Origin of the sequence: Allopseudospirillum japonicum (assembly GCF_900108915.1) — a bacterium.
Taxonomy (GTDB): Bacteria; Pseudomonadota; Gammaproteobacteria; order Pseudomonadales; family Halomonadaceae; genus Pseudospirillum; species Pseudospirillum japonicum.
The window spans coordinates 149,538-172,989 of sequence record NZ_FNYH01000002.1 but is presented as its reverse complement, the minus strand read 5'-3'; the positions used below and the strand labels follow the sequence as shown (position 1 = coordinate 172,989).

General features: G+C 44.7%; 22 protein-coding genes. 7 read left to right on the top strand and 15 right to left on the bottom strand.

Annotated elements, in window-relative coordinates; all coding sequences use genetic code 11:
- Positions 1-21: 21 nt before the first annotated feature.
- From BMX05_RS03125 to ffh, 6 genes are all read right to left on the bottom strand, one after another.
- Positions 22-828, bottom strand: a complete 807-nt coding sequence (locus tag BMX05_RS03125) for a substrate-binding periplasmic protein (protein WP_177166764.1) — start codon at positions 826-828, stop codon at positions 22-24.
- Between the two features lie 378 nt (positions 829-1,206).
- Entirely contained in the window at positions 1,207-1,563 is a 357-nt protein-coding gene (gene rplS / locus BMX05_RS03120; RefSeq protein ID WP_093308505.1) for a 50S ribosomal protein L19, read from the bottom strand.
- A 52-nt stretch (positions 1,564-1,615) separates the two neighbouring features.
- Positions 1,616-2,374 (bottom strand): tRNA (guanosine(37)-N1)-methyltransferase TrmD, encoded by a 759-nt coding sequence (gene trmD, locus BMX05_RS03115; RefSeq protein WP_093308504.1) that lies wholly within the window; start codon positions 2,372-2,374, stop codon positions 1,616-1,618.
- Between the two features lie 98 nt (positions 2,375-2,472).
- The gene (gene rimM, locus BMX05_RS03110) at positions 2,473-3,018 is read right to left on the bottom strand and encodes a ribosome maturation factor RimM (protein WP_093308503.1); all 546 of its coding nucleotides are present in this window, start codon (positions 3,016-3,018) and stop codon (positions 2,473-2,475) included.
- A 20-nt stretch (positions 3,019-3,038) separates the two neighbouring features.
- The gene (rpsP, locus tag BMX05_RS03105; protein ID WP_093308502.1) at positions 3,039-3,290 is read right to left on the bottom strand and encodes a 30S ribosomal protein S16; all 252 of its coding nucleotides are present in this window, start codon (positions 3,288-3,290) and stop codon (positions 3,039-3,041) included.
- Between the two features lie 264 nt (positions 3,291-3,554).
- A complete protein-coding gene (gene ffh, locus BMX05_RS03100; protein WP_093308501.1) occupies positions 3,555-4,937 on the bottom strand; it encodes a signal recognition particle protein in 1,383 nt (460 codons plus the stop codon).
- Between the two features lie 203 nt (positions 4,938-5,140).
- On the opposite strand from ffh, the gene BMX05_RS03095 reads away from it, so the two are divergent.
- Entirely contained in the window at positions 5,141-5,944 is an 804-nt protein-coding gene (locus BMX05_RS03095) for a cytochrome C assembly family protein (protein WP_093308500.1), read from the top strand.
- Positions 5,945-6,029: 85 nt separating this feature from the next.
- Positions 6,030-7,313: an HlyC/CorC family transporter gene (locus tag BMX05_RS03090; RefSeq protein WP_093308499.1), complete on the top strand. Its 1,284-nt coding sequence runs from the start codon at positions 6,030-6,032 to the stop codon at positions 7,311-7,313.
- A gap of 51 nt (positions 7,314-7,364) precedes the next feature.
- Here BMX05_RS03090 and BMX05_RS03085 read toward each other — a convergent pair whose 3' ends face one another.
- Positions 7,365-7,685: an outer membrane protein assembly factor BamE gene (locus BMX05_RS03085; RefSeq protein WP_177166763.1), complete on the bottom strand. Its 321-nt coding sequence runs from the start codon at positions 7,683-7,685 to the stop codon at positions 7,365-7,367.
- 4 nt (positions 7,686-7,689) lie between these two features.
- Complete coding sequence (locus BMX05_RS03080; RefSeq protein ID WP_177166762.1) at positions 7,690-8,991, bottom strand: GGDEF domain-containing response regulator; 1,302 nt, start codon at positions 8,989-8,991, stop codon at positions 7,690-7,692.
- 225 nt (positions 8,992-9,216) lie between these two features.
- Between BMX05_RS03080 and BMX05_RS12365 the strand changes: the two genes are divergently transcribed.
- Positions 9,217-9,438: a hypothetical protein gene (locus tag BMX05_RS12365; RefSeq protein WP_143051935.1), complete on the top strand. Its 222-nt coding sequence runs from the start codon at positions 9,217-9,219 to the stop codon at positions 9,436-9,438.
- A 60-nt stretch (positions 9,439-9,498) separates the two neighbouring features.
- On the opposite strand, the gene BMX05_RS03075 is transcribed toward BMX05_RS12365, so the two are convergent.
- Positions 9,499-10,884 (bottom strand): solute carrier family 23 protein, encoded by a 1,386-nt coding sequence (locus BMX05_RS03075; RefSeq protein ID WP_093308496.1) that lies wholly within the window; start codon positions 10,882-10,884, stop codon positions 9,499-9,501.
- A 451-nt stretch (positions 10,885-11,335) separates the two neighbouring features.
- Between BMX05_RS03075 and BMX05_RS03070 the strand changes: the two genes are divergently transcribed.
- The 4 genes from BMX05_RS03070 to BMX05_RS03055 all read left to right on the top strand — a co-directional run bounded on the left by BMX05_RS03070 (position 11,336) and on the right by BMX05_RS03055 (position 14,073).
- The gene (locus tag BMX05_RS03070; RefSeq protein ID WP_093308495.1) at positions 11,336-11,650 is read left to right on the top strand and encodes a YfcL family protein; all 315 of its coding nucleotides are present in this window, start codon (positions 11,336-11,338) and stop codon (positions 11,648-11,650) included.
- 31 nt (positions 11,651-11,681) lie between these two features.
- A complete protein-coding gene (ppnN, locus tag BMX05_RS03065) occupies positions 11,682-13,073 on the top strand; it encodes a nucleotide 5'-monophosphate nucleosidase PpnN (protein ID WP_093308494.1) in 1,392 nt (463 codons plus the stop codon).
- A gap of 148 nt (positions 13,074-13,221) precedes the next feature.
- Complete coding sequence (locus tag BMX05_RS03060; RefSeq protein ID WP_143051934.1) at positions 13,222-13,503, top strand: hypothetical protein; 282 nt, start codon at positions 13,222-13,224, stop codon at positions 13,501-13,503.
- Positions 13,504-13,620: 117 nt separating this feature from the next.
- A complete protein-coding gene (locus tag BMX05_RS03055) occupies positions 13,621-14,073 on the top strand; it encodes an OsmC family protein (RefSeq protein ID WP_093308492.1) in 453 nt (150 codons plus the stop codon).
- A 53-nt stretch (positions 14,074-14,126) separates the two neighbouring features.
- On the opposite strand, the gene ligA is transcribed toward BMX05_RS03055, so the two are convergent.
- The 6 genes from ligA to BMX05_RS03025 all read right to left on the bottom strand — a co-directional run bounded on the left by ligA (position 14,127) and on the right by BMX05_RS03025 (position 23,440).
- Positions 14,127-16,160 (bottom strand): NAD-dependent DNA ligase LigA, encoded by a 2,034-nt coding sequence (gene ligA / locus BMX05_RS03050; RefSeq protein WP_093308491.1) that lies wholly within the window; start codon positions 16,158-16,160, stop codon positions 14,127-14,129.
- Positions 16,161-16,241: 81 nt separating this feature from the next.
- The gene (gene zipA / locus BMX05_RS03045) at positions 16,242-17,417 is read right to left on the bottom strand and encodes a cell division protein ZipA (protein WP_143051933.1); all 1,176 of its coding nucleotides are present in this window, start codon (positions 17,415-17,417) and stop codon (positions 16,242-16,244) included.
- A gap of 205 nt (positions 17,418-17,622) precedes the next feature.
- The gene (locus tag BMX05_RS03040) at positions 17,623-21,135 is read right to left on the bottom strand and encodes an AAA family ATPase (protein ID WP_395854920.1); all 3,513 of its coding nucleotides are present in this window, start codon (positions 21,133-21,135) and stop codon (positions 17,623-17,625) included.
- 36 nt (positions 21,136-21,171) lie between these two features.
- On the bottom strand, positions 21,172-22,434 hold the full coding sequence (gene ccmI / locus BMX05_RS03035; protein WP_093308488.1) for a c-type cytochrome biogenesis protein CcmI: 1,263 nt from the start codon (positions 22,432-22,434) through the stop codon (positions 21,172-21,174).
- Positions 22,431-22,916 (bottom strand): cytochrome c-type biogenesis protein, encoded by a 486-nt coding sequence (locus tag BMX05_RS03030; RefSeq protein WP_093308487.1) that lies wholly within the window; start codon positions 22,914-22,916, stop codon positions 22,431-22,433. Before BMX05_RS03030 ends, ccmI begins: the two co-directional genes overlap by 4 nt.
- Positions 22,904-23,440: a DsbE family thiol:disulfide interchange protein gene (locus BMX05_RS03025; RefSeq protein WP_093308486.1), complete on the bottom strand. Its 537-nt coding sequence runs from the start codon at positions 23,438-23,440 to the stop codon at positions 22,904-22,906. Before BMX05_RS03025 ends, BMX05_RS03030 begins: the two co-directional genes overlap by 13 nt.
- Between the last annotated feature and the right edge of the window lie 12 nt (positions 23,441-23,452).

The window sequence follows — 23,452 nt, the reverse complement described above, 5'->3', positions numbered from 1 at the left end:
GTGCCATGCAATAGGACGAATTTAGTGTTGAGATTCAAGACGCCACTGAGAACCAACATAAGCATCAATCAAATGCTGATAGACGCCCTGCTCACGCAGTGCTTGGTTCGCTTGAATCAAAACTTGACCATAGGGGTGCGCATATAAACCCGCTGCCATATGCAAATAAACAGGCGTTTTTTGAAGAATTAAAGGTTGTACGTTTACTTTATCTAGGGCTTGCTTTTTCTGCAACAAGTAGAATAAAGATACATTATTACCTGCAATTGCGTCGAGACGTTGATGCAGTAACATATCTACCATTAATTCATAATTTCTCAATTGTATTTTATTTAACTTAGGATCATGATCAAAACGTGGGCTTAAGCGAATACCACGCAGCACACCTATACGTAAATTTTGCAGATCCTGATAATCGGTTAAATGAAGACCCGAACGCACAATCACCACAGAGGCAAAATCAAACATATGTGCTTGGCTAGGTGCAAGGTGCGAGCGTTCGGCAGAACGAATCAAAAAAGACAAATCTGCTTGGCCTGCATCCAAACTTTGCCAAATTCGCGCATAAGGCTCTAAAGAAAGCTGTAAATTTAACCCTGCTTTTTTTGCTAAATGCTGTGCAATATCTGGCCAAATACCGCATAAAATATCTTGGTGATATTGAGTCTGTGCAGAAATAACTAACGGCGTTTTATTTTGGAATTGAGGATCACAATAAAACCCCCAAGGTTCAGTATGCATAATACGAGTATCTATCGTTAATGGCGATACTCGGTTGGCTGCAGCTGCAGTTGGGATCAATTGCTCCTGAAATAGCAAACCTCCCACAAGCACCCACACCCAAAGCAAAATAAGATTGGGGATGCATTTAGCAAAATTGATACGAAAAGTATGAAGGCGCTTTAGCCGCTGCATGTATCCTTTTCCACGTTAGTTTACATATCGTTCCTTGATTTTTTTTCCCTGCTGCTGTTTTGAGCACGTTAAATCTAATCCGGTTAGGTGAGAGTCTAACGCATTTTGGTGATCAAACTCTAGTTTGCTGCAGTGCGTAAAACTGCATTTAAGATTAGAGCTTTAAAGTAAAAATACCTTGATGCTTAGCAAGCTTTGAGAATCTTTTACGTAAGATTTAACTCAAACTACAGACAAAAAAATAGGCTGTCTACATTTGCAGCAGACAGCCTAAGAATCCACTTGCTAGGCTTATGCCAGCTTTTCTTTGATACGTGCAGACTTACCTGAACGCTCACGCAGATAGTAAAGCTTCGCTTGGCGTACATCACCACGACGCTTCACACTGATGCTATCGATTTGATGGCTATAGGTTTGGAAAGTACGCTCAACACCAACACCATGGGAGATTTTACGCACGGTGAAAGCAGAGTTTAAACCACGGTTGCGCTTACCAATCACAACACCTTCAAATGCCTGTAGGCGTTCGCGGTTACCTTCTTTTACCTTAACCTGAACAACGACTGTATCCCCAGGGCTAAAAGTAGGGACTTCTTTGCTCATTTGCTCAGTTTCAATTAACTGAATAATTTTGTTGTTGCTGCTCATTGCTTGCTCCTAGATTTACACCGCCTAACTTATACCGCCGCACTCGCATCGCCTAGATATTGCTTTGAGCTTGCGCTGTATACTGACGGATAAATTCTGCTAACAGTTCTTGCTGCTCAGTATCCAAGCTTTGCATTTGCAAAAGATCTGGACGTCGCAACCAAGTACGCCCTAACGCCTGTTGAAGACGCCAGCGCCGGATAGCTTGATGATTACCGCTTAAAAGCACAGCAGGCACACTATGCCCATTGATCACTTCCGGACGGGTATAGTGAGGACAATCTAACAAGCCGGTTGCAAAGGAATCTTCCTGTGCTGAATCTTGATGCCCAAGCACATCAGGGACTAGACGTGCCACAGCATCTATTAGCGTCATTGCCGCTAGTTCTCCGCCGCTGAGAACATAATCGCCAATTGACCATTCTTCATCAATTTCTGTGGTAATAAGCCGCTCATCGATACCTTCATAGCGACCTGCTACCAAAACTAAACTTTTATGCTGCGCTAACTCAGCGACACCAGCTTGATTGAGCGGACGTCCTTGAGGCGACAGATAAATTACGCGTGCATTGGCACCCGCCTTAGCTTTTGCAGCCTGAATCGCTTGACGCAAGGGCTCGACCTTCATCAACATCCCAGGACCACCGCCATAGGGTCGATCATCCACGGTACGATGTCTGTCTTGAGTGAAGTCTCGCGGGTTCCAGAACTCCACCTCCAGCAGTCCTTTCTCCACGGCTTTACCGGTGACACCGTATTCCGTGACAGCCGCGAACATTTGCGGGAACAGGGAGACAACACCAACCCACACGCTTTAATCACCTTTTATCTATGTGACGCTATTCAGAACGCGGATCTACTCACCTAAGGGCTAATCTTAAGTGGCTCAACCTTAGATCTAGCTAGGGCTTAAAAATCTATATCCCAATCGACTAGTAAGCGACTTGTTAACAAGTCAACTTCTAGAATGACTTGATCAGGTAGCCAAGGTAGCAAGCGCTCACGCTGATCAAAACTTGCTGCGGTTGGCTTGATGACAAGCACATCATTTGCACCAGTTTCTATCAGATAATCTACTTGCCCTAGGCAATGGCCATCAGTGGTAAAGACTTGTAAACCTTCCAACTGATGCCAGTAGTACTCATTATTTTCTAGTGCTGGCAACTTGTCTTTAGCTAACAAGATTTCAGCACCGGCTAAAGCTTGCGCGGCTTCGCGAGTTTGACACTCACGCAGCTGAGCGACTAATACCTTACCTTGGCGCCGTCCGGAGACTAACTCAAAGTTTTGATATTGGCCGTTAAGCTTCAGCAGCCAGCGCGGGTACTTAAAAATGTTTTCCACAGGTTGTGTGTAGGAATACACTTTGACCGCGCCTTTAATCCCAAAAACACTGGTGACACGTCCTAATTGGATGTAATCAGCATCTGGGAGAGTGTGCTTTAAGTCGGTCATGCTAAGCTAGCAGCCCCAACTTATTGCGCAGCCTTCGCCGCTTGTTTTAACAAAGAGGCTACACGATCAGACGGTTGAGCACCTTGAGATACCCAATACTGAGCGCGTTCTATATCAACACGCAGGCGTTCTTCCTGACCACGCGCAAGCGGATTAAAAAAGCCGATGCGCTCGATAAAACGACCGTTACGCTGGTTACGAGAATCAGCGACTGTCAGGTGATAGAAAGGACGCTTTTTCGCGCCACCACGAGCCAAACGAATGGTTACCATCGCGAAACTTCCTTTATTACGGGAGTTTGAAACTTACTGGAGTTTTCGGAACCTGCTGGAGTGTCGTGACTGAATCTTTTATTCAGCCAAGAGGGCAGATCGCCCGAAAGGCGGTATATTCTACGAGAAAAACACCGCCGTTGGAACCTTAAGCTGATTATTTCTAATTCAACCTATTTGTGAAGGCGCTATTTTAGAGAGATTAGCCACAAACGCAAGTCTTGATCAGGTTTTTTGAGTATCTCTCTTGTGCATTTTGTCTATTTAAATACGTGGGAAACCTCCAGGGCCACCCCCAAATCCAGGTGGCAACATACCAGATAAACCACGCATCATATTTGCCATACCACCTTTTTGGCTAAATTTTTTCATCATTTTTTGCATTTGTTTATGCTGTTTTAGTAGACGGTTTAAATCTTGTAATTCTGTCCCTGAGCCGGCACAGATCCGACGTTTGCGTGAACCTGTCATGATTTCTGGCTTGCGCCGTTCCATAGGTGTCATCGAATTAATCAAGGCTTCCAGCTTGCGCAGTTCTTTTTCACTGGCTTGATTTTGTGCCATCTTGGCCATGTCACCCATCCCAGGTAACTTTTCCAACATGGACGACATGCCGCCCATACTACGCATTTGCTGTAGTTGATCGCGAAAATCTTCTAAATCAAACCCCTTGCCTTTTTTGACTTTTTTAGCCAACTTTTCAGCTTTGGTTTTATCAATTTTACGCTCGGCTTCCTCAATCAAAGACAGCACATCGCCCATACCGAGAATACGTGAGGCAATTCGCTCAGGATGGAAAGCTTCCAAAGCTTCAGTTTTTTCGCCCATCCCTAAGAATTTAATCGGCTTACCGGTAATATGACGTACAGATAAAGCCGCCCCACCACGCGCGTCCCCGTCAGCCTTCGTTAACACAACACCGGTTAACGCAAGCGCCTCGTTAAAAGCCTTAGCTGTATTGGCAGCATCTTGGCCAGTCATTGCATCAACAACAAAGAGGGTTTCTGAGGGCTGAAGACTTTGATGCAGGCTTTGGATCTCTTGCATCATGGCATCATCAATATGTAAGCGCCCCGCAGTATCTACGATCAGCACATCATAAAACTTAATTTTGGCTTCTTTAACTGCTGCTTCAACAATCCTTTGTGGTGACTGGCTTGTATCACTTGGAAAAGCCGTCACACCAATTTCTTGCGCCAAAGTCGCCAATTGTTGAATTGCAGCGGGGCGGTAAACGTCCGCGGAGACCACTAAAACTTTCTTTTTCTCACGTTCTTGCAAGTAGCGCGCTAGTTTTGCTACAGAGGTGGTTTTACCTGCCCCCTGCAAACCAGCCATTAAAATCACCGCTGGCTCACCTTTTAAGATAAGTGGCTGATTCGCTTCTCCCATCACGCTAACCAATTCTTGGTTCACGATTTTGACAAAAGCTTGCCCTGGACTCAGGCTTTTAGCGACTTCTTGCCCAACGGCCCGAGTCCGCACTTGTTCGACAAAGGCTTTCACTACAGGCAGTGCAACATCAGCCTCTAACAAAGCCTTACGCACCTCACGCAAGGTGTCTTTAACATTGTCATCGGTCAGTTTGGCTTGTCCTGTCACTGAGCGTAAAGTGTGTGACAGGCGTTCGCTAAGATTTTCAAACATAAGCGTAAAACATCCTTAAAAGTATGCAAACGGCCTACATTAAGCCGTGAAATTTAAGTGGTTTGCATCGTGCAGGCTGAAGCACAATCAGGTAAGATCAAGCTTTGCTTAAGCATACAAGTATAATAACACAGGCTTAGCTTGGCCTGTTTGATGGTGTAATTGACCCTGATAGTTTTTCTTTTTGACGCGGATGCTCACTCATGAATGCGTTACCCTTTACTTTTTTAGCTGCCATTTGCTATTGGGCAGCGGCTTCCTATCAGGGGCTAGTGCTGACACGGCATGCGCCTGCACGTCAGGAGCTAGTGCAGTGGCTAGCCTTGGGTGCCTTAATTGCTCATGCCACTGCATTAGGATGGCATCTATTCACACCAGACCATCAATGGTTATTTAGCTTCTTTAATACAGCTTCACTCATTAATTGGTTTGCTGTCAGTTTATTGCTGCTAGCGAGTTTACGTAGACCTTTACTCAACTTGGGGATTGGTCTTTTTCCACTCGCTGGCTTGGCTGTAATTGGTGCACAATGGCAATATGCAGTTCCCAGTCTACCCAAGGGGATCAGCACAGGGGTTGGCATACATATTCTTACTTCTTTATTTGCTTACAGCATTTTAACCCTCGCCAGTGTGCAAGCTTTATTGCTTTGGCTGCAAGACCACCAACTTAAACACAAGCAAATGCGTGGTTTGATCCAAGTGCTTCCCCCGTTACAAACAATGGAAACGCTACTTTTTGAATTACTGTTACTAGGCGTGGGTTTTTTAACCCTTGCTTTGGTGAGTGGTGCCTTAAGTATTGAAGCCTTTTTTGCACAGCATTTAGCACATAAATCTTTGTTTTCATTGCTTGCTTGGTTCATTTTCACCAGCTTGCTTATAGGTCGTTATCGTTTTGGTTGGCGTGGCCAACGCGCGGTGCGCTGGACGCTTGGTGGTAGTGTATTATTAATTTTGGCTTACTTTGGCAGCAAGTTCGTGCTTGAGTTTGTGTTAGCTTCTTAGATGATTCGACTGCGGGCGTCTCTTGACAGTCCGCAAGGAAACACATAAAAAGAGCGCATCGCAGAGATTAGAGGAATAGATTCTCTTGAATGACGAGACTTCTTTAAGCCTTTTATTTGGCTTACTCGTATTACTTATTTTAATGTCAGGCTTCTTTTCCAGCTCAGAAACTGGAATGATGTCCTTGAATCGGTATCGCCTCAGTCATAAGGCGAAAAATAAAGACAAAGCCGCATTGCGGGTCAGTCGCCTCTTATCGCGTCCAGATCGTTTGATTGGGGTGATTTTAATCGGCAACAATTTTGTCAATATTCTTGCTTCTTCCATAGCGACTGTGGTTGCTATGCGCCTTTATGGTGATGCAGGTATCGCAATTGCAACGGCAGTTCTCACCTTGGTTATCTTGATTTTTGCCGAGGTTATGCCCAAAACTTTAGCCGCGGTTCGTCCAGAGCGTATTGCTTATCCTGCTTCTTTGATCCTAGAACCTTTACTCAAGCTCTTATATCCGCTGGTCTGGTTAGTCAATGGCATTAGTAATGGTTTATTACGCTTACTTGGCGTCCAAAGCGTGCAATCCGATAGCCACAAGCTTACCCGCGAAGAGTTACGTACTGTCGTCCACGAAGCCGGCAGTATGATTCCTCGTCGTCACCAAGCGATGCTCTTATCCATTTTGGATCTAGAAAAGGTCACCGTAAATGACATTATGATCCCACGCCATGAAGTTGTGGGTATCGACCTTGAACACGATATGCCCACCATCTTAGAACAACTACGTGCAAGCGAACATACAAGAATTCCGGTGTTTAAAGGTGACATTAATAATGTGGTTGGTATTTTACATCTACGTAAAGCCGCACGTGTTTTAAGTGATCCCAATCCAACCAAAGCTATGCTGGTCAAGGAAACACGCGAGCCTTATTTTGTCCCTGAATCCACCCCACTACATACTCAGTTATTAAACTTCCAAAAAGAAAAGCGCCGAATTGGTATTGTCGTTGATGAATACGGGGATGTTTTAGGGGTTGTTACTTTAGAAGATATTCTAGAAGAGATTGTTGGTGATTTTACTACGGATGTTGCCAATCAACAGCCAGACATTCAGTTACAAGAAGATGGTGCCTATATTATTGAAGGGGCAGCAGCGATTCGGGAAATTAACAAATTGCTTGAATGGGAGCTGCCAACGGATGGGCCTAAAACGATTAACGGACTTGTACTAGAAAAACTAGAGCATTTACCCGAAGCAAATATGTGCTTACAAATTGGCCATTACCGCTTTGAAGTGCTTGAGTTACAAGGAAAAATGATTCGTAAACTCAGGGCACTCCGTATAAAACGCAAACGCCTACTAAAAAAGAGCTAGTTTCTATATGGCCTCCTTGAGAGGCCCTATTTTTTTATTATACAAAGATATCTAATCTAAACCTTGCGTTTCCATTTTGGTTAATCCTTGTGGACCAAAATAAAGTGTTAAGCGCTGATTTTCTAGCCAAGTATTACCTTGGCGCAGCGTATAAACATAGTCCCAACGCAAAGGTTGCGTTTGTACAGGCAATAAAGGCGAACCCAGAAGATATTCTACTTGTTGCGGCTGCATCCCAATTTTTAATTGAGCAAGTACTTCCTGATCTAGGATGTGTCCTTGCTGAATTTTACGCTCATAAACACCTGGAAATGCACACCCAGCAAGTAAGACTAGAGTTAAAATACCAACAAAAGGACGTAACCTGCGCATAAATTTAATCCTTTGAACCTTGGAGTTGTGTCGTTTGTGTTTGCCCATAACAAATACAGTTACGGCCACGTGCCTTCGCTTGATAAAGATACTGATCAGCAAGATGTAAAAGCTTTTCTAATGTGTCTTGGGTCACTTGCTCATTCGAATGAATACTCGGCTGCCATTGGGCAAGTCCTATACTTGTGGTAATTTTTACCCGCTCTTGTTCTATTAAAATTTCTTGACGTGCCAAACCAATACGGAAATTTTCCAAATGTCGATACGTTTTGACAAAAGGCTCAGGTAATAAAATACAAAATTCTTCACCACCCATGCGTGTTAATAATGCGTGTGGGAACATCTCTTTCATCAATTGCGAAAAAGCCTTTAAAACCTGATCGCCCACATGATGCCCATAACTATCATTAATATGTTTAAAATAATCAATATCTAGCATAGCAAGCGTTAAAGGCGTTTTGTATTCGAACCAAGATAAGGCATGTTCAAAAAAGTAACGCCGGTTATATAAGCCTGTGAGGAAGTCTTGATACGATGCTTGGCGAATACTGTCCATTTGCTCCAAAATTTTTAAATTTTGCGCTACACGGCAATAAAGCTCCTCAGCACTAAAGGGCTTCCCAATAAAATCATTCGCACCTTGTTTAATAAATTGTGCCGATAATCTGTGATTGCCTAAAGCAGAAACCCCAATAATTGCTAATCGATCACTACCTAACTGACGACGCACTCGGCTTACGACTTGATGACCGCTTAAACCTGGCATGGCATAATCAATCAGCATCAGACGAATATCACCTTGCTCAGCTAATAAACGTAGCGCTTGTTCACCATCATGGGCAACTAATACTTGATAACCTTGAATCTGTAATAAATGTCTTAAATAATCACAAGCTACTTTAGAATCATCCACAACTAATAATTTTGTCGTAGGATTTTTCTGTAGGCGGGTTAATAAGCTCACGATGTAATCTAGGCTGGCAGAGCTGCCTTTAAAAACATAGTCTACAATTTGTCGTGACCATAATCGCTCTTGCGCATCATTACCATCATTACTTGTAAAAATAATGGTGGGTATGCCCACTTCTAACACAAGATCAACCACTTCCCCATTGGCTGCATCAGGCAAATGCAAGTCTAATAAAGCAAATGCGAATGCTTGTGTATTTTGCAAGCATGCTTGGGCATCTTGATAACTTTGCACCCAAGTTACTTCAAAGTGAAGCCGGCTTTCTAACTGCTTTTTAACCACGTAGCCAAATGAAGGACTATCTTCCACAAGCAGAATCTTTTGATTTATCGACATGTAAGCAAGCCTGTTAACTTTGATGCATACGGCAATCATCTAGGGTGAGCAAAATAACTGTTCGGCTAGGGCAAAGACAGCCCAAGAGTACCCTAGATAGGTAAGGGGACTCAAGCAGTCATGCTGATGTCTTGATTTCTTTATAACATCTTGTACACCCAAGCGGGCCTCACTAGAGGATGCGTTTTCATCTGTGACTTTTCAATATATCGGGGTCGAATTTAGATGCTAAAAATATATATTTTAATGCAGAAGCTCAGTAAAGAGTCAAAAAATTTTGTATTCTCTGTGTTATACGTCGTGCCCTTAAGTAGTCTTTTAGTCACCACAGCTAATGGCTTACATGTTCCCGGCTGGATCTCAGGTTTACTCATTAGCCTGTTAGCGATTGTCAGTATGGGATTTGGTGATTTTAAAGGACCAGAAGAGGAGCACAGGCAGCCTTAATAAAAAAACCCAGATCTTAAGATCTGGGTCAAAAAGATATATTTTTCTAGCAAGGGCGACTTAGTCTTTATCGACTACGGCGTTTTCCTCAACATGAATGGGCTCATCTGGCTTATCGTTTGCATGTGATTTACCACGCAACTCTAGCAACAAATAAAGCACTACACCAACACCCAGACCCCATGCAGCACCGTGCACTGCAAGGACTACACCCATACAACCTGCAACCCCCATAGAAGTTGCATTATCGATTTGCTCTACACCCACGCTGATACACAGGTAACCTGTGATGATCAAGGTAATTGACAGGGCAATAGGAAGTACAGGCTTAAAGAGAGTGATCAAAGGTAAGAGGAACAGAGCGATAAAACCAACGATCCAGAAAACACCTGCGCCTGAATAGATAGTATCCATAGCGCTGCGGCCATAACGGTAACGCTCTGCAATGGTCGCCATAACGCCAGTAAACAAAGGACCTGCAAGACCTGGGTAAGGTGCAAAGAAGGAGTGTATTAGGTTACGGATCCCTGTCACTAGGTGAACACGGTCCACATCCACTTCAATTTTTTCATCTGGACGCAAGTGGTCAACACGGTCAAGCAAGCTCTGGCCAACAATAATATCACCAAAAGCAATAATGTAAGCAATCAAAGCTGTAGGAATCGCCGCCATCAACAAATCTATGCCAGGCAAACCAATCGAGAAAGGCAGATAGTTCCAAATGCTGGCAAAATCAGGAATCGCTACGCCCCACTCTACGCTAGGCAATGGATATTCAGCGACAACCCAACCAATCGCCATCGCTACAAGCATACCAGGTACCATGCCATAACCAGCAATGATTTTCGCCCAACGATGTTTTTCTACCCAATCACGGAAAGACAGTGAGAAAAGCACATAAGCGGTAATTAAACCACCTAAACCTAAAGAAATTGGCGTGTTATACAGGCGGCCACCTTCAGTGATTTCCCCTGTAATAGCGGCAATCCCTGCACCTAGCAAGATACCTGCTTTAATAGAGCTAGGAATGATGTTAACCAACTTACTACCTAGGCGCGTGATTGCCATAAATAGGAAGATAAAGGTCACCACTAACTGCAAAGCAACTAGGGCTTTGATCGCCTCTGGGCCTGGCTCAAACTGGCCAATAAATAGCAAAACAACAGGAATCGCTGGTGTAATCCAGCCAGGTACGAAAGGGACACCGAGCAAGTTAGGCAACATAAAACCAACGCCGCACACAACAACAAAGGCCAGTGCCACGTCATAGGGTAATCCCAAATACTTTTGTAGCAAGGGAATCATCGCCATAGCGACAACGAACATCACTAAAGCTTGGATCGTCTCTGCAGCTTCCCAACGATAGTGGATAAAAGGCAGACGGATTTTGAAAGGGCCTGCAGGCCAATACGGATGTTCTTCTCCGTAATTACGTTTAATTAGCACACTAATACCTTTAGAATTTTACAGTACTTTTGTTGTTGTCGGATGAAGCTATGACACCGGTTAAGCTGAATATAATGATTGTTGTCACAGTACTGCCGGTGACCCTTAAAGGGGCAAGGGTGTTTTACCCTTAGGGGAGAGTGCAAGAAATTAGACATTGGTTAAAGAAACCAATCTTTTATCACTTGAATTTCAGTGACTTAGTAGTCACTATTTGAACTTAAGCTAAGAATTCAGCACCTTGGTGCATGACTTTACAGTCATTTCACTCTAAGATTGCAGGCACTAAACTTTAGTCTAAGTGCGCTGCACAAGTGTCAACAACTCAAGATTCTCCCTATACTTTTGCAGCTTGCCTCATCAGAAAGCCTCGTTGATAGGGTGCCGCATTGCAGCAAGATGGCGTACACTAAAACCTGTTGATTATTGATGACATCATTAGAGTATATTTATGGCAAGTGATCTTTCCAGCAACCCTTGGCACCTTTGCGCACAGCAAGCATTAGCTTACCTTCTGACCTATGAAACCCAAGCACAAGAAGATGAACTATTTGCTCTAGGTTATTTGATCCCACAAATTGATTTGGTGTGCGAATGGGCGCAGGCACAAAGTGCTCTAATCCAGGGCTTGGAAAAAGCCAGCGGCGATTTCATCCAAGACTGCACGCAAGTTTTACAAGCTAATATGCAAAGTGATGCTTTGACGTCAACAGATCGTCAACAGATTTTGGCACTGTGGCAGCTTGCCTGTACCCATATCCGCTAATTTTTCTATTTGATTTTATGAGCTTTTTCTAATGACGCCATCAAAACCACAAAAGACCCCGCTCACTTATGATACTGAAGTCTCGCCTGAGGGCAGCTTAGAAGTTTTATCACAACAAGAAGTCAATGCACTAAAAGATACTTCTGCTTCTGGCTTATACGAGATTTGGCGCAGCTGTGCTCTGGCTGTGCTTAACTGTGGCAGCCACACAGACGATAGCCGCGCTATTTTAGAAGCACATCAAAAGTTTCATATTGAGGTCAAGCACCAAGACAAAGGCATCCGTCTTGCCTTAAAAAATGCGCCTGCACAAGCCTTTGTTGATGGCAAAATGATTCGCGGCATTCGTGAGCATTTATTTGCTGTGCTACGTGATATTGTCTACACCCACAATGAGATTCGTGCTCCGCGTTTTAACCTGCAAGATTCTGAAGGCATTACAAATTCAGTTTTCCATATTTTACGCAATGCAGGTGTTCTCCAACCCAACACCTTACCCAATATGGTCGTTTGCTGGGGTGGCCATTCGATTTCACGTTTGGAATACGAATATACCAAGGATGTTGGCTATCATTTAGGCTTACGCGGCCTCAATATTTGCACTGGATGCGGCCCAGGTGCGATGAAAGGCCCCATGAAAGGCGCCAATGTTGCCCACGCCAAGCAAAGGTTTACTCCTGCACGCTATTTGGGGATTTCAGAGCCTGGAATTATCGCTGCTGAATCCCCCAACCCTATTGTCAATGAGCTGGTCATCATGCCAGATATTGAAAAACGCTTAGAAGCCTTTGTGCGCCTTGGGCATGGGATTCTTGTTTTCCCAGGTGGTGTAGGCACTGCGGAAGAAATTCTTTACCTGTTAGGTATTTTGCTCCACCCAGCCAATCAAGATTTACCTTTCCCAGTGATTTTTACCGGCCCTGCAGCCAGCGCAGATTACTTTCAGCAAATCGATACTTTTTTACGTACTTGCCTTGGGGATGAAGCTTGCCAGCGCTACCGCATTATTATTCAAGATCCAGAGGAAGTAGCACGTGCGATGCGCCAAGGTATTGATGAAGTCACTGAATTTCGCCGCCAACATAAAGATGCGTTCTATTTTAACTGGCGCCTAAAAATTGATCCTTTATTCCAACAACCCTTTGAAGCAACCCATGCTAATATGGCACGTCTTGCATTGCAGCAAACACGCCCCAAACATCTATTAGCGGCGGATTTACGCCGTGCATTTTCTGGCATTGTCACCGGCAATGTGAAAGAACAAGGTATCCGTGCGATTGAGCATCAGGGACCTTTTGAAATTTGCGGTAGTGAGGACATACTCACACCTTTAGACCAGCTGCTAGAAAGCTTTGTAAAAGCCCAACGTATGAAGCTACCAGGTAGCCAGTATTCACCTTGCTACCGTATTAAAAAGGCCTAGTGTGTCCTGTACCGCATAAAAGAGTAGGTTTCCCCTAAAGCTTTAGGTAAGCTTAGGGGCCATTACAGTTACACTTGAATACATTTCTTGTTAGGACACAGCATTTCGTTGAACGATCTGCCTTGATCGGAGAAGCATCATGGTTGATATGGCCAAGCTTAAAGAGGAGGCCCTAAAACGTAAACGCGACCACGAGGAAGCCGAGCGCCGTAAACAAATGAAGCCACAAAAAAGTGCTTCATCTTCAGCGCGGCGCGCTGCAAAACCTGGTGGAGCAAAACGTTCTGGGGCTTCTGCACAGGGTAAGGAGCATACGAGTAAAGGCCAAGCTGCCCCCAAAAAGAAACGCTCTGTTAGCCGTTGGGTGTTAGACATCTTATTGTTTTTAGGCGCGCTTTTAGTGTTAACGCTCATGTTTAACCCGTTTTAACGCATTCGCAACATAAATCTTTTCTAATAAAGCGAATTTTGGGTAAACTAAGCCTTTACACCTAAAAAGCTGACCTTTTTAGGTTTACTGGCTGATGACCATAGGATAAAAAACAACATGAGTAGCAAGCTAAAAAGCACCCAAATCCAAGCAAGACTTGGTAGCAACCAACAAGTTCTTGTACAAGCAGATGAACACGAACTGATTATTGATCAGCCCAAGGCAGCTGGCGGTGACGACCAAGGCCCAACACCCTTACAAATGATGTTTGCTGCCCTTGCAGGTTGTATAGGTACTATCGGGCGCTTGGTCGCTATGCAAGAAAAAATCACTTTACGCGACATGCACATGCGTATTAGCGGTGATTTGGATGTGATGGTGCTTTTGGGACGTAATACAGAAGATCGTGCAGGTTTTCAAAGTATTTGCATCGAGGTTGATGTCGATGCAGACCTCACAGATGAAGAAAAGCTCGCTTTTTTACACAAAGTAGAAAGCCGTTGCCCAGTATCCGATAACCTAGCTGCTACAACACCAATCGAGCTTAGCCTAGCGCGTTTTGATCAATAAACTTGCTTTTTGACCCAATCCAGTCTCAACCTATAAAGAGACTGGATATTGCCTCAATGAAAACCTGTTAACAAGTCTCTCAATCTAGCCTCATCCCAGATTTCTATACCTAAGGCCTGCGCTTTGGTGAGTTTACTACCCGCCGCTTCCCCCGCTAATAAAACGTGCGTATTTTTCGATAGACTAGACGCAACTTTAGCCCCTAAAGCCTCTAACTGTTGTTTAATCTCCTCACGCGAGCCAAAGGAGAATTTACCTGTCATCACCCAAGTTTGCTCAGACAAGGGCAAGTTGCTGGTATCTGTTGGCGGTGTTGGATCAGGCCAATGCATCCCAGCACGACATAAATCCGCAACAACTTCTTGATTATGTGCTTGCTGAAAAAAGGTACGAATATGCTGGGCGACAATAGGGCCAATTTGTTCAATTTTTTGCAACTCATCAAGACTTGCATTTTGTAATTGCGATAAATCTACAAAATATTCTGCTAATAACTTGGCGGTGACTTGGCCCACTTCACGAATACCAAGTGCATAAATAAAAGTGGCTAAACTCGTTTGTTTACTTGTTTCTAGTGCATCTAATATTTTTTGTGCTGATTTAGATCCCATACGGGGTAAAGCAGCTAACTGTTCCAAATTAAGTTGGTATAAATCAGCCGGTGAATGCACTAACTGCAAATCAACTAATTGACTAATTAATTTATCACCTAAACCTTCAATATTAAGCGCACCTTTGCTGGCAAAATGCTTAATCGTTTCTTTGCGCTGTGCACTACAAAATAAACCACCAGAACAACGTGCAACCACCTCACCTGGTATAGCTTCTACCTTGGCATCACAAATAGGGCAATGCTCAGGCAACTTAATTGGCTGCCAACTTAGCGGGCGCTTTTCTTGTAGCACTTTTACCACTTGTGGAATCACATCTCCCGCACGGCGAATCCACACAAAATCCCCAATGCCCAAGCCTAAGCGTTGGATTTCATCCATGTTATGCAAGGTCACATTCGTCACCTGCACACCTGCCACTTGTACAGGTTTCACTCGAGCAACAGGGGTTAAAGCTCCGGTACGCCCCACTTGGAAATCAACCGCCTCCACTTGGGTTACCACTTCTTGCGCAGGAAATTTATAAGCCACAGCCCAACGAGGTTCACGCGCACGATAACCTAGATGTTTTTGGTGCATTAGCTCATCGAGCTTAATCACGACACCATCAATATCATAATCAAGCTGTGCTCTTTGTGCGCCTATCTGCTGACAATAAACAAGAATATTCTCTAAACCCCTAACCACTTGACGCAGCGCTTGAGGCTTAAACCCCCATGCTTGCAATGCCTTCATTTGCTCACTATGAGTGAGATAATTTTCGCACCCTTGTACTACCTGATAAGCACTAAATACTAACGGGCGTTGGCGGGTGATCTGTGAATCTAGCTGACGTAAACTCCCTGCAGCGGCGTTTCTTGGATTGGCAAACCCCTTATGTCCTTGTTGCTGCATTTTCTGATTCAGTTCGGCAAATCCCTGATGAGGCATATACACTTCACCACGCACCTCCAAATAAGGCGGCCAAGTCTCCCCATATAAACGTAAAGGCACACTCGCTAAGGTGCGTAAATTATGGCTAATATCCTCACCTTGGATACCATCCCCACGGGTCAGCCCGTATATGAATTGGCCCTGTTGATAATGCAGGCTGACTGCTAATCCATCGAGTTTAGGCTCGCAACAAAATGCTAAAGTAGCCATTTGTGCCTCATCGAATTTTAATTGACGCTGCAAACGCTGCCAAAACTCGCTCACTTCTTGTGTATCCAGCGCATTACCTAATGACAGCATAGGAATTTTATGAGGCCTACTGACAAAATGACCTATCGGTGGCGCTCCAACTCTTTGGGTTGGGGAATTAATATCTTGCAGTGCTGGATATTTTTTTTCTAATGCTTGTAACTCTCTAAATAATGCATCGTACTCAGCATCTGTCACTAAAGGGTGATCTAAAACATAATAGTGATAATTATAATGTTCGAGTTGTTTTTTTAGTTGATTAGCATCTTGTTGAATATCAGGCGGGCAATTCACAGGAGGGATCTCTTTATTGATCAGATATTTATTTGGTAAGCTCTTTATTTTTAAAGAACTTACCAAGTTGCCAGCAGAAACTTATAAAGCTTTACGATGTGCATCAGGCGGCAAGTGGTTACGACGTTCGAACTCTTGTACACGCTGCCGGTAGTGCTCTAGCGTTTGCTGTGTTAATACACTACGTTGCTCATCTTTGAGTTCTCCGCCTAAATTACGCACAATACAATGTGCCGTTTCATACATAATATTCAAAGCTTCCATAGGACGTTTAGGACCTGGCAAAATCACAAAAAAAGTCAACCCTGAGACATAGCCTTGATGTAAATCGTCTAAATCAAAAGTCCCCGGCTGAAACATATTAGCCATAGATAATTGCAAATAACTTTTACCTGCCTCATCTTCCTCATAACGATGAAAAATATCCATATCGCTATAACGAAAACCACAGGCAATCACAATACGCAATACCTCATCCCAAGCAAAACCTATACCTTCTTCATCTTCAGGTGCCAGCACATTAATCGTAAGAATTTCTTGGGCATTTTTTACCACCTTGCGTTCAAAACCTTCTTCTTGTTGAGAACGAGGTACAGGCATTGGCGGTTCAGGTTCTTGCCAAGCTTCCTCCTGCCAAGCCTGCTGATATTGTAACCTTTGCCATTCTTCTTGACTTACCTCATTATCATAAAGCGATGTTTCACTATAATCGAAGGTGTCCGGTTCAGCATAGTGGGGATGTCTTGGCGCTTGTGCCTGTCCATATTGGGCATCATATTCTGGATGCTCATACTCGTCATATTCAGGCTCATAGGCTTGTGTATAACGTGCTCTTTCATAAGCTTGTACACGTGCATATTCTGAGGCGTCGTCAGGATGAGCGACCTCTTGATCGTGCCTTTCATAGTATCTAGGCTGCTGCTGCACATGTGCCTGTTGCGGATGATGCGCGTACTGTCTTGCATCAGCAGGATAAGGATCAGCATTGGGATAGGCTTGCTGCTCAGAGGTGCCTTGCGCCCGTGTATCAAAGAGCCGTGGCTCAGTGAAATCTCGCGGACCTTGCCCAGGACGCGCACCACCATGTGGCAACTCATGCGCAATTTGTTGCTGGCGTGCGATTTCTTCAGGATCTATGTAGGCATCTTCTTCGGCTTGCTCTTGCGCCTTATGACGGCGCAAACGGCGCACACCGTCTAATACGATGGCCGCTAATACTAGTAGCCCTAATACTACTAGCCATTCTCTTAAACCCATAAAGGTCACCCATTGCTGTGTAGAGCCGATAAGCTTAACAGGGTAGCGCAGACTTACAAGCCAGGACAAAGCCCGCAAGTACAAAACATCCACGCCTAGCGATTGGCGTCCCTGTGCTGTGAATCTTCAAGTATTTTAAACACTTTTGCTGCTTAAAAAAATGTATGCACAGTGAAGTCTTAGAGGCTTTCCGTGTCAAAATGGATCAATCTTGTGCGATTGCCAACGCCTGATCAATATCCACAGCCACCGGACGTGAGACACCTGCTTCTTGCATAGTCACACCCAAAAGTTGGTCAGCAGCTTCCATAGCCTGCTTATTATGCGTGATATAAATAAATTGAATCTCTGCGGACATTTGCTTTACCAAAGCCGCATAACGGGCCACATTCAAATCATCTAAAGGGGCATCCACTTCATCCAGCATACAAAAAGGGGCTGGATTCAATTGAAAAATAGCAAAGATTAAAGCAATGGCTGTTAAAGCCTTTTCTCCACCTGATAATAATTGAATACTGGTATTTTTCTTACCTGGTGGTTGCGCTTTAATCAGCACGCCTGTCTCCAATAAATTATCACTGGTTAATTCTAAATAGGCACGTCCACCAGAAAAAATTTGCGGGAATAATTCAGCTACCCCTTGGTTTAACGCATCAAAGGTTATTTTGAAACGCTGTCTTGTTTCTTTGTCAATCCGTTGAATTGCTGCCTCTAATGTCTGTAAAGCTTCTGTAAGTTCTGAGATTTGTTGCTCCAAATAAAGCTTACGTTCTGCTTGCGCTTGATATTCCTCAATTGCCGCAAGATTAACCGCACCTAAACTAGCTAATTGTTTTTGTACTTGCGCCCATGTCTGCTTCAATACGGGCTCTTGTTGCAAATCCACTGATGGCAAGGTTTCCAGTTCTAGCTCTGGGTTTAACTCCGCCAGCTTGTGTGCTTCATGTTCACAAGCTAAACGCGCTGCCTGTAATTCAAGTTGCTCTTGTTGTAACTGATCACGTAGGCTTTCTTTTTCCGTTTGCATCCTTTGCAACTCACCATGCAAAGCCTGTCCCTGTGTTTGTACATGATGCAAGCCTTCTTGTTCTTCTTGCCATGTTTTCTGTGCGTCTTGTAAGGCTTGTTCACAGGCGGCTAAAGCTTGTGCCAATTCGGGCAAACCTTGAGCTTGTGTCTGTGCTTGGGTTGCCTTTTGCTGCAAGCGCTCGCATTCAAGCTGACAACTTTGCAAGCGATCATCCAAACGAATTTGTTGATGCCCTAGATTTTGACTTTTCACATGGAGCGCTTGTGCCTGTGTTTGCAGATTTTTATATTCATGCTGACTTTCTTGTAATCTTCGTTGGTAAGCTTGCCAAATTTGTTGCGCTTGCTCAGTCGCTTCCTGTTGCTTTTGCTGCTGTTTGGCCAAGGTTTCTAAATGCATTTGGCTGTGCTCATAAGCTGCTTGTGCCACTTGATAAGCCTGCGTTTGCTGTGTCAGTGCAGCTTGCACTTGTTCTATTTCTTGTTGCCACCCTTGCTGATCTTGCTGCCAGTCAACTAAACGCGCTTGCAAACCCTGTATTTGCGCTTGGTGTGTTTGATATTCCGCCCGCTTTGTCGCTATATCCGCCTGGATTTGCTGCTGATGCTGTTGACATTCGAGCCAAATGGCCTCTTTACAAGTACACATTTGCTGTGCAGCCTGCACTTCTTGTTGTAGGTGGTTTACTTGCTCTTTGAGTTCTCGAATCGTTTGCTGACGTTCTAAGACTTGGATTTCCACATCTTGCGCACTTTCAGGATAGCGACACCAATTGAGCCCTAACTGAATACCATCTGCGGTGATCCAAGTCTTAGCTGGTGTGCTTGCGCAACTATCTGCTTGCAGTAACCAAGCCTGACGCTGTGTCCAAGCCTCTTGCAAATCCTGTACCCAAACAACCTCTTGCAAATGCGCTAACCAAGCTTGGGGCCAGCTATTTTGCGCTCCCAAAGCAAAAATCTTACGTAAACCAGTGGGCAAATTTTGCTCGCCTTGCTGCGGCCAAATATAGGTTGCAGGCGATTTTAGATCTTGTAAATTTTGCGGTGCTTGCGCCAACCAGTGCGCTTTTACCCAAGGCTGCAACAAGGTGTGAGCTAGGGGCCCTTGCTTTTCGATATTCACCAAGGTTAACCAAGGCTGACTCCCTGCAGGTGCTTGTGATATCGAGAGCGCTTGCGCCTGTACTGCCTCAAGTGCTTGCAAGTGCGCTTGTACCTGTTGATACGCCTGCTGTGCTTTTTCTAATACCTGTACACTGGCTTGATAGGTTTGTTTAGCAGTTTGCGTGGCACCCGCGGCTTGCTCTTGTTGCGCTGCTAATATCTGCAAAGTTTGTGCCTGTGTTGCTCCCTGTGTTTGCAACTTGGCTAGAGTCTCGGCTTCTTGCTGTAATTGCGCAGATTTTGCCAAATAAGTGTGCAGTTTTTGCTGTGACTGTTGCAAATACTCGCCTTGCGTTTCCAGCAACTGGATTTGATGCTGGGCTTGGATCACAGTTTGCCCTTGTGCTTGATAGGCTTGCTCTATTTGCCGCGCAGTCTGCGCCTGTGTCTGATACGCAAGTTCTAAATCTTGTGCTTGCTCTTGTTCAATTTCTAATTTTTCTGCAACTAACAATAAGGCTTCTTGCAGCGCTTCTTGCTCATCGTTTAACTGCTCTGCTAACGCCTGCGCTTGCACTTTTTCTTCTGTCAGCGTTTGTATTTCTTGTTGATATTGAGCCAGTAACTCGGCAGTTTCTTGCACATTTTGCGCTTGATAGCCATAAGCTGTTTGTAAACGTGTCAACTCAGTTTTAATCTGGTAAACCTGTACCTGTTGCGCTTCTAGCACTTGTTTCAGCTGAGTTTCCTTTGCCAAAACCTCTTGAATCTGCCCTTCTTGCGTATGCTGTTGGCGTGTGAGTTGATTAAACTGTTCGCTGGTTTGCTGGGTTTTGCTTTGTAAAGTCTGCATTTGTTGACGTGCTAGCGTCCAACGTAAATGCGAAAGTTGTGTATTGAGTTGATGTTCTTGTAATTTTAATTCTCGATACTGACGCGCCGCTTGTGCTTGCTTTGCCAACTTATCGAGTTGCTTGCCCAACTCCTGATCAATATCTTGCAAACGCGATAGGTTATCTTGGGTACGCTGCATACGGGTTGCTGTTTCTTTACGCCTCTCCTTGTAGCGCGAAACTCCAGCAGCTTCTTCAATATAAACACGCAATTCTTCCGGACGCGCCTCTATCAAGCGCGCAATCATCCCTTGCTCAATAATGGCGTAACTGCGTGGCCCTAAGCCGGTTCCTAAAAATAAATCCGTAATATCACGCCGACGGCAGCGGGTACCATTGAGAAAGTATTGCGATTGGCCTTCTCGAGTTACCTGACGCTTCACACTGATTTCTGCATAGGCTGCATACGCACCACCCAAGCGGCCTTCTTGGTTATCAAAGTGAAGTTCGATCCCTGCTAAAGCCGCAGGAGGGCGCGACTCAGAACCATTAAAAATCACATCTGTCATGGATTCACCACGCAAAAAACGTGCTGAACTTTCGCCCATCACCCAACGCACTGCATCAATGACATTCGATTTGCCGCAACCGTTAGGACCCACAATTGCGGTCATATTGGTGGGGAAGTGGATAAGGGTCGGCTCCACAAAAGATTTGAAGCCGACCAAACGCATACTTTTTAGACGCATGACATCGTAAGGATCTTTAACCAAAGGGGGTTCTTTTTACGGCACCACTTGGTTAATTTCAAGAGAAATTAGCTCCTTATGTGTCACTGCTACAGGTCCAAAGCTTGCTTGTAGATCACCAGATTGGGCTTGCGGGCTGCCCCCTTTGGCCACACGCGCACTTAAAACAACCTCTTGTACACTGGACAAATTGCGTGCAGGCATCATCGCTTGGCTGTTATCTAGAGTAATTTGCGTTGGCAAATCTGCAACGGTTAGCTTCACCGCAGCCAGTGGCATCGGCGGGCCTTCCAGTGCACGTGCAAACACAAAAACCGTATCTTCTGGATGCGTTTGTGCTTTAAGCTCTGCTGCAATCTCAACCGCGACGGTTAATTCAGGTGCATTGACTGCAGGGGTTTTAGCCATTTCTGTTTGAGGTTCTGCTGGCGCTTGGATCCCCAAACGTGCTTGTGCCTCTGCAATCCCTTCACGAATCGCTTGTTCATTTTCTTGATCTTGCACACTGAGCAAGGCTTTTTGCCAATGTTCAATTGCTAACTGATAACGGCCTTGATCAAACGCATGAATCCCTAACAAGCCACGTGCCGCAGCCTGATGAACATCTTGTGCCAGTGCTTCATCAATCAAGGTTTGCACTCTAGGCGTCAATTGGCGTTGATCGACAAAATACCAAGCTTGCGCCTGTTGCGCCAGAATACCTGGCTTGCGCCCTTCCAAACGCATAAGCTCTTCCAACGCAAGCGCTGCTTGTTCAAAACGCTGTAAGCTCATATAGCTACGTGCCAATAAATACCAGCCTTGTGCTTGATCTGGATTGTCACGCACCGCTTGTTCTAAACGAGCAACTAACTGATTGAAATCACCACCGCTTTCTTCAATGACCGCCTGACGCCCGAAATAAACGTTTAAAGGCTCAGCAGCACCATATTTTTGATACAAAGCGGCACTCGCTAGCAAGCTAATTGCTGCGATTCCCAACAAGCGTACCTGTGCTTGGCTGAACTTAAACGCAGGCGCTAACTGAGTTTTTTGCTCACCGGCATCATCAAGTAAATTATTTTCTAATTCACGGCGTTGGCTGCGATAGTTCTCTTCATCAAGATCACCACCTTCATATGCGGCATCAAGTTGAGCTAACTTAGTTTTAAATAAGCCAACATTGGCTTGCACGCGTTGATCTTCACTGGCTTCAGCAGCCAAACGCCGCTCTAACACTAAGTAGGTCCGCAGTGGCCATGCTAAAAACACTAAGGCAAGCCCCGCAAGACAAGCCAAGCCTATCCACAAGGCAATCATGAGTTAGGTTCCTTTGAATGCAAAAGTTGCTGTAAACGTGCTTGGCGCTCAGCATCGCTTTCTATTGGTAGCGCCTGTTGGCGTTTACGTTTTTGCTGATACGCTAGACCTAAAATGACTAAGCCACCAATAGCTAAGAGTACAAAAGGCAAATACCAAAGCAGCCAAGTACTTGGACGCACAGGCGGTGTATAAGTGACATAATCACCAAAGCGCTGCACCATAGCATCAATAATTTGCTGATCTGTATACCCTTGATTTAATAAGGCAACTAACTCCTCGCGCATGTCCTTGGCAATGGGTGAGTCCGAGCCAGCAATATTTTGATTTTGGCATTTCGGGCAACGTAGCTCTTCTGCCAAAACCTGAAAGCGTTTTTCTCCCGCAGGTGCTTGGAATTGGTAAACCTCAATTGCTGCATAGCTATTGATGGTCAACAGGCCGCCCAAAGCGATCCATAAACTCAATATCAATTTTGCCATTGGCGCACCTTAGGTAAGATTTCTTGTTGTAAAATGGCATCTGTCAGTACCCCTGCCAAGTGATAGCGTACTACGCCTTGTGCATCCACAATAAAGGTTTCCGGCGCACCATAGACGCCTAAATCAAACGCCAGCTTACGCTCACCTTCACGTTCCACCAGGTTAAAAGCGTAAGGATTACCTTGTTTTTGCAAATACACCTTAGCTGCTGCCTCCTCATCCTTATAATTCAAGCCAATCACAGGGATTTGGTATTCATGCGCAGCTTTTAATAAACTGGGGTGTTCTTGGTAACAGGAGGGGCACCAGCTCCCCCAAACATTGAGCAATACCACCTGCCCTTGTAAATCTGCCTTACTGATATAACGTTGCGGATTTTCCAAGGTTGGCAAACGAAAATCTGGTAAAGGTTGGCCAATCAAGGCAGACTCGCGTGCGCTTGGATCTAATTCCAAACCGCGCAGGAAAAAAGCACCCATGAGGATAAAAATGGCTAAGGGCAAAAATAACAAAAGACGTTTCATAGGTTTTGCCTC

What these genes read in the sequence shown, in the direction of transcription:
- rplS (WP_093308505.1), bottom strand. Translation starts at nt 1,563, where the DNA reads ATGAGCAGCAACAACAAAATTATTCAGTTAATTGAAACTGAGCAAATG.
- rimM (WP_093308503.1), bottom strand. Translation starts at nt 3,018, where the DNA reads ATGACCGACTTAAAGCACACTCTCCCAGATGCTGATTACATCCAATTA.
- rpsP (WP_093308502.1), bottom strand. Translation starts at nt 3,290, where the DNA reads ATGGTAACCATTCGTTTGGCTCGTGGTGGCGCGAAAAAGCGTCCTTTC.
- ffh (WP_093308501.1), bottom strand. Translation starts at nt 4,937, where the DNA reads ATGTTTGAAAATCTTAGCGAACGCCTGTCACACACTTTACGCTCAGTG.
- BMX05_RS03095 (WP_093308500.1), top strand. Translation starts at nt 5,141, where the DNA reads ATGAATGCGTTACCCTTTACTTTTTTAGCTGCCATTTGCTATTGGGCA.
- BMX05_RS03085 (WP_177166763.1), bottom strand. Translation starts at nt 7,685, where the DNA reads ATGCGCAGGTTACGTCCTTTTGTTGGTATTTTAACTCTAGTCTTACTT.
- BMX05_RS03080 (WP_177166762.1), bottom strand. Translation starts at nt 8,991, where the DNA reads ATGTCGATAAATCAAAAGATTCTGCTTGTGGAAGATAGTCCTTCATTT.
- BMX05_RS12365 (WP_143051935.1), top strand. Translation starts at nt 9,217, where the DNA reads ATGCTAAAAATATATATTTTAATGCAGAAGCTCAGTAAAGAGTCAAAA.
- BMX05_RS03070 (WP_093308495.1), top strand. Translation starts at nt 11,336, where the DNA reads ATGGCAAGTGATCTTTCCAGCAACCCTTGGCACCTTTGCGCACAGCAA.
- ppnN (WP_093308494.1), top strand. Translation starts at nt 11,682, where the DNA reads ATGACGCCATCAAAACCACAAAAGACCCCGCTCACTTATGATACTGAA.
- BMX05_RS03060 (WP_143051934.1), top strand. Translation starts at nt 13,222, where the DNA reads ATGGCCAAGCTTAAAGAGGAGGCCCTAAAACGTAAACGCGACCACGAG.
- BMX05_RS03055 (WP_093308492.1), top strand. Translation starts at nt 13,621, where the DNA reads ATGAGTAGCAAGCTAAAAAGCACCCAAATCCAAGCAAGACTTGGTAGC.
- zipA (WP_143051933.1), bottom strand. Translation starts at nt 17,417, where the DNA reads ATGGGTTTAAGAGAATGGCTAGTAGTATTAGGGCTACTAGTATTAGCG.
- BMX05_RS03040 (WP_395854920.1), bottom strand. Translation starts at nt 21,135, where the DNA reads ATGCGTCTAAAAAGTATGCGTTTGGTCGGCTTCAAATCTTTTGTGGAG.
- ccmI (WP_093308488.1), bottom strand. Translation starts at nt 22,434, where the DNA reads ATGATTGCCTTGTGGATAGGCTTGGCTTGTCTTGCGGGGCTTGCCTTA.
- BMX05_RS03030 (WP_093308487.1), bottom strand. Translation starts at nt 22,916, where the DNA reads ATGGCAAAATTGATATTGAGTTTATGGATCGCTTTGGGCGGCCTGTTG.
- BMX05_RS03025 (WP_093308486.1), bottom strand. Translation starts at nt 23,440, where the DNA reads ATGAAACGTCTTTTGTTATTTTTGCCCTTAGCCATTTTTATCCTCATG.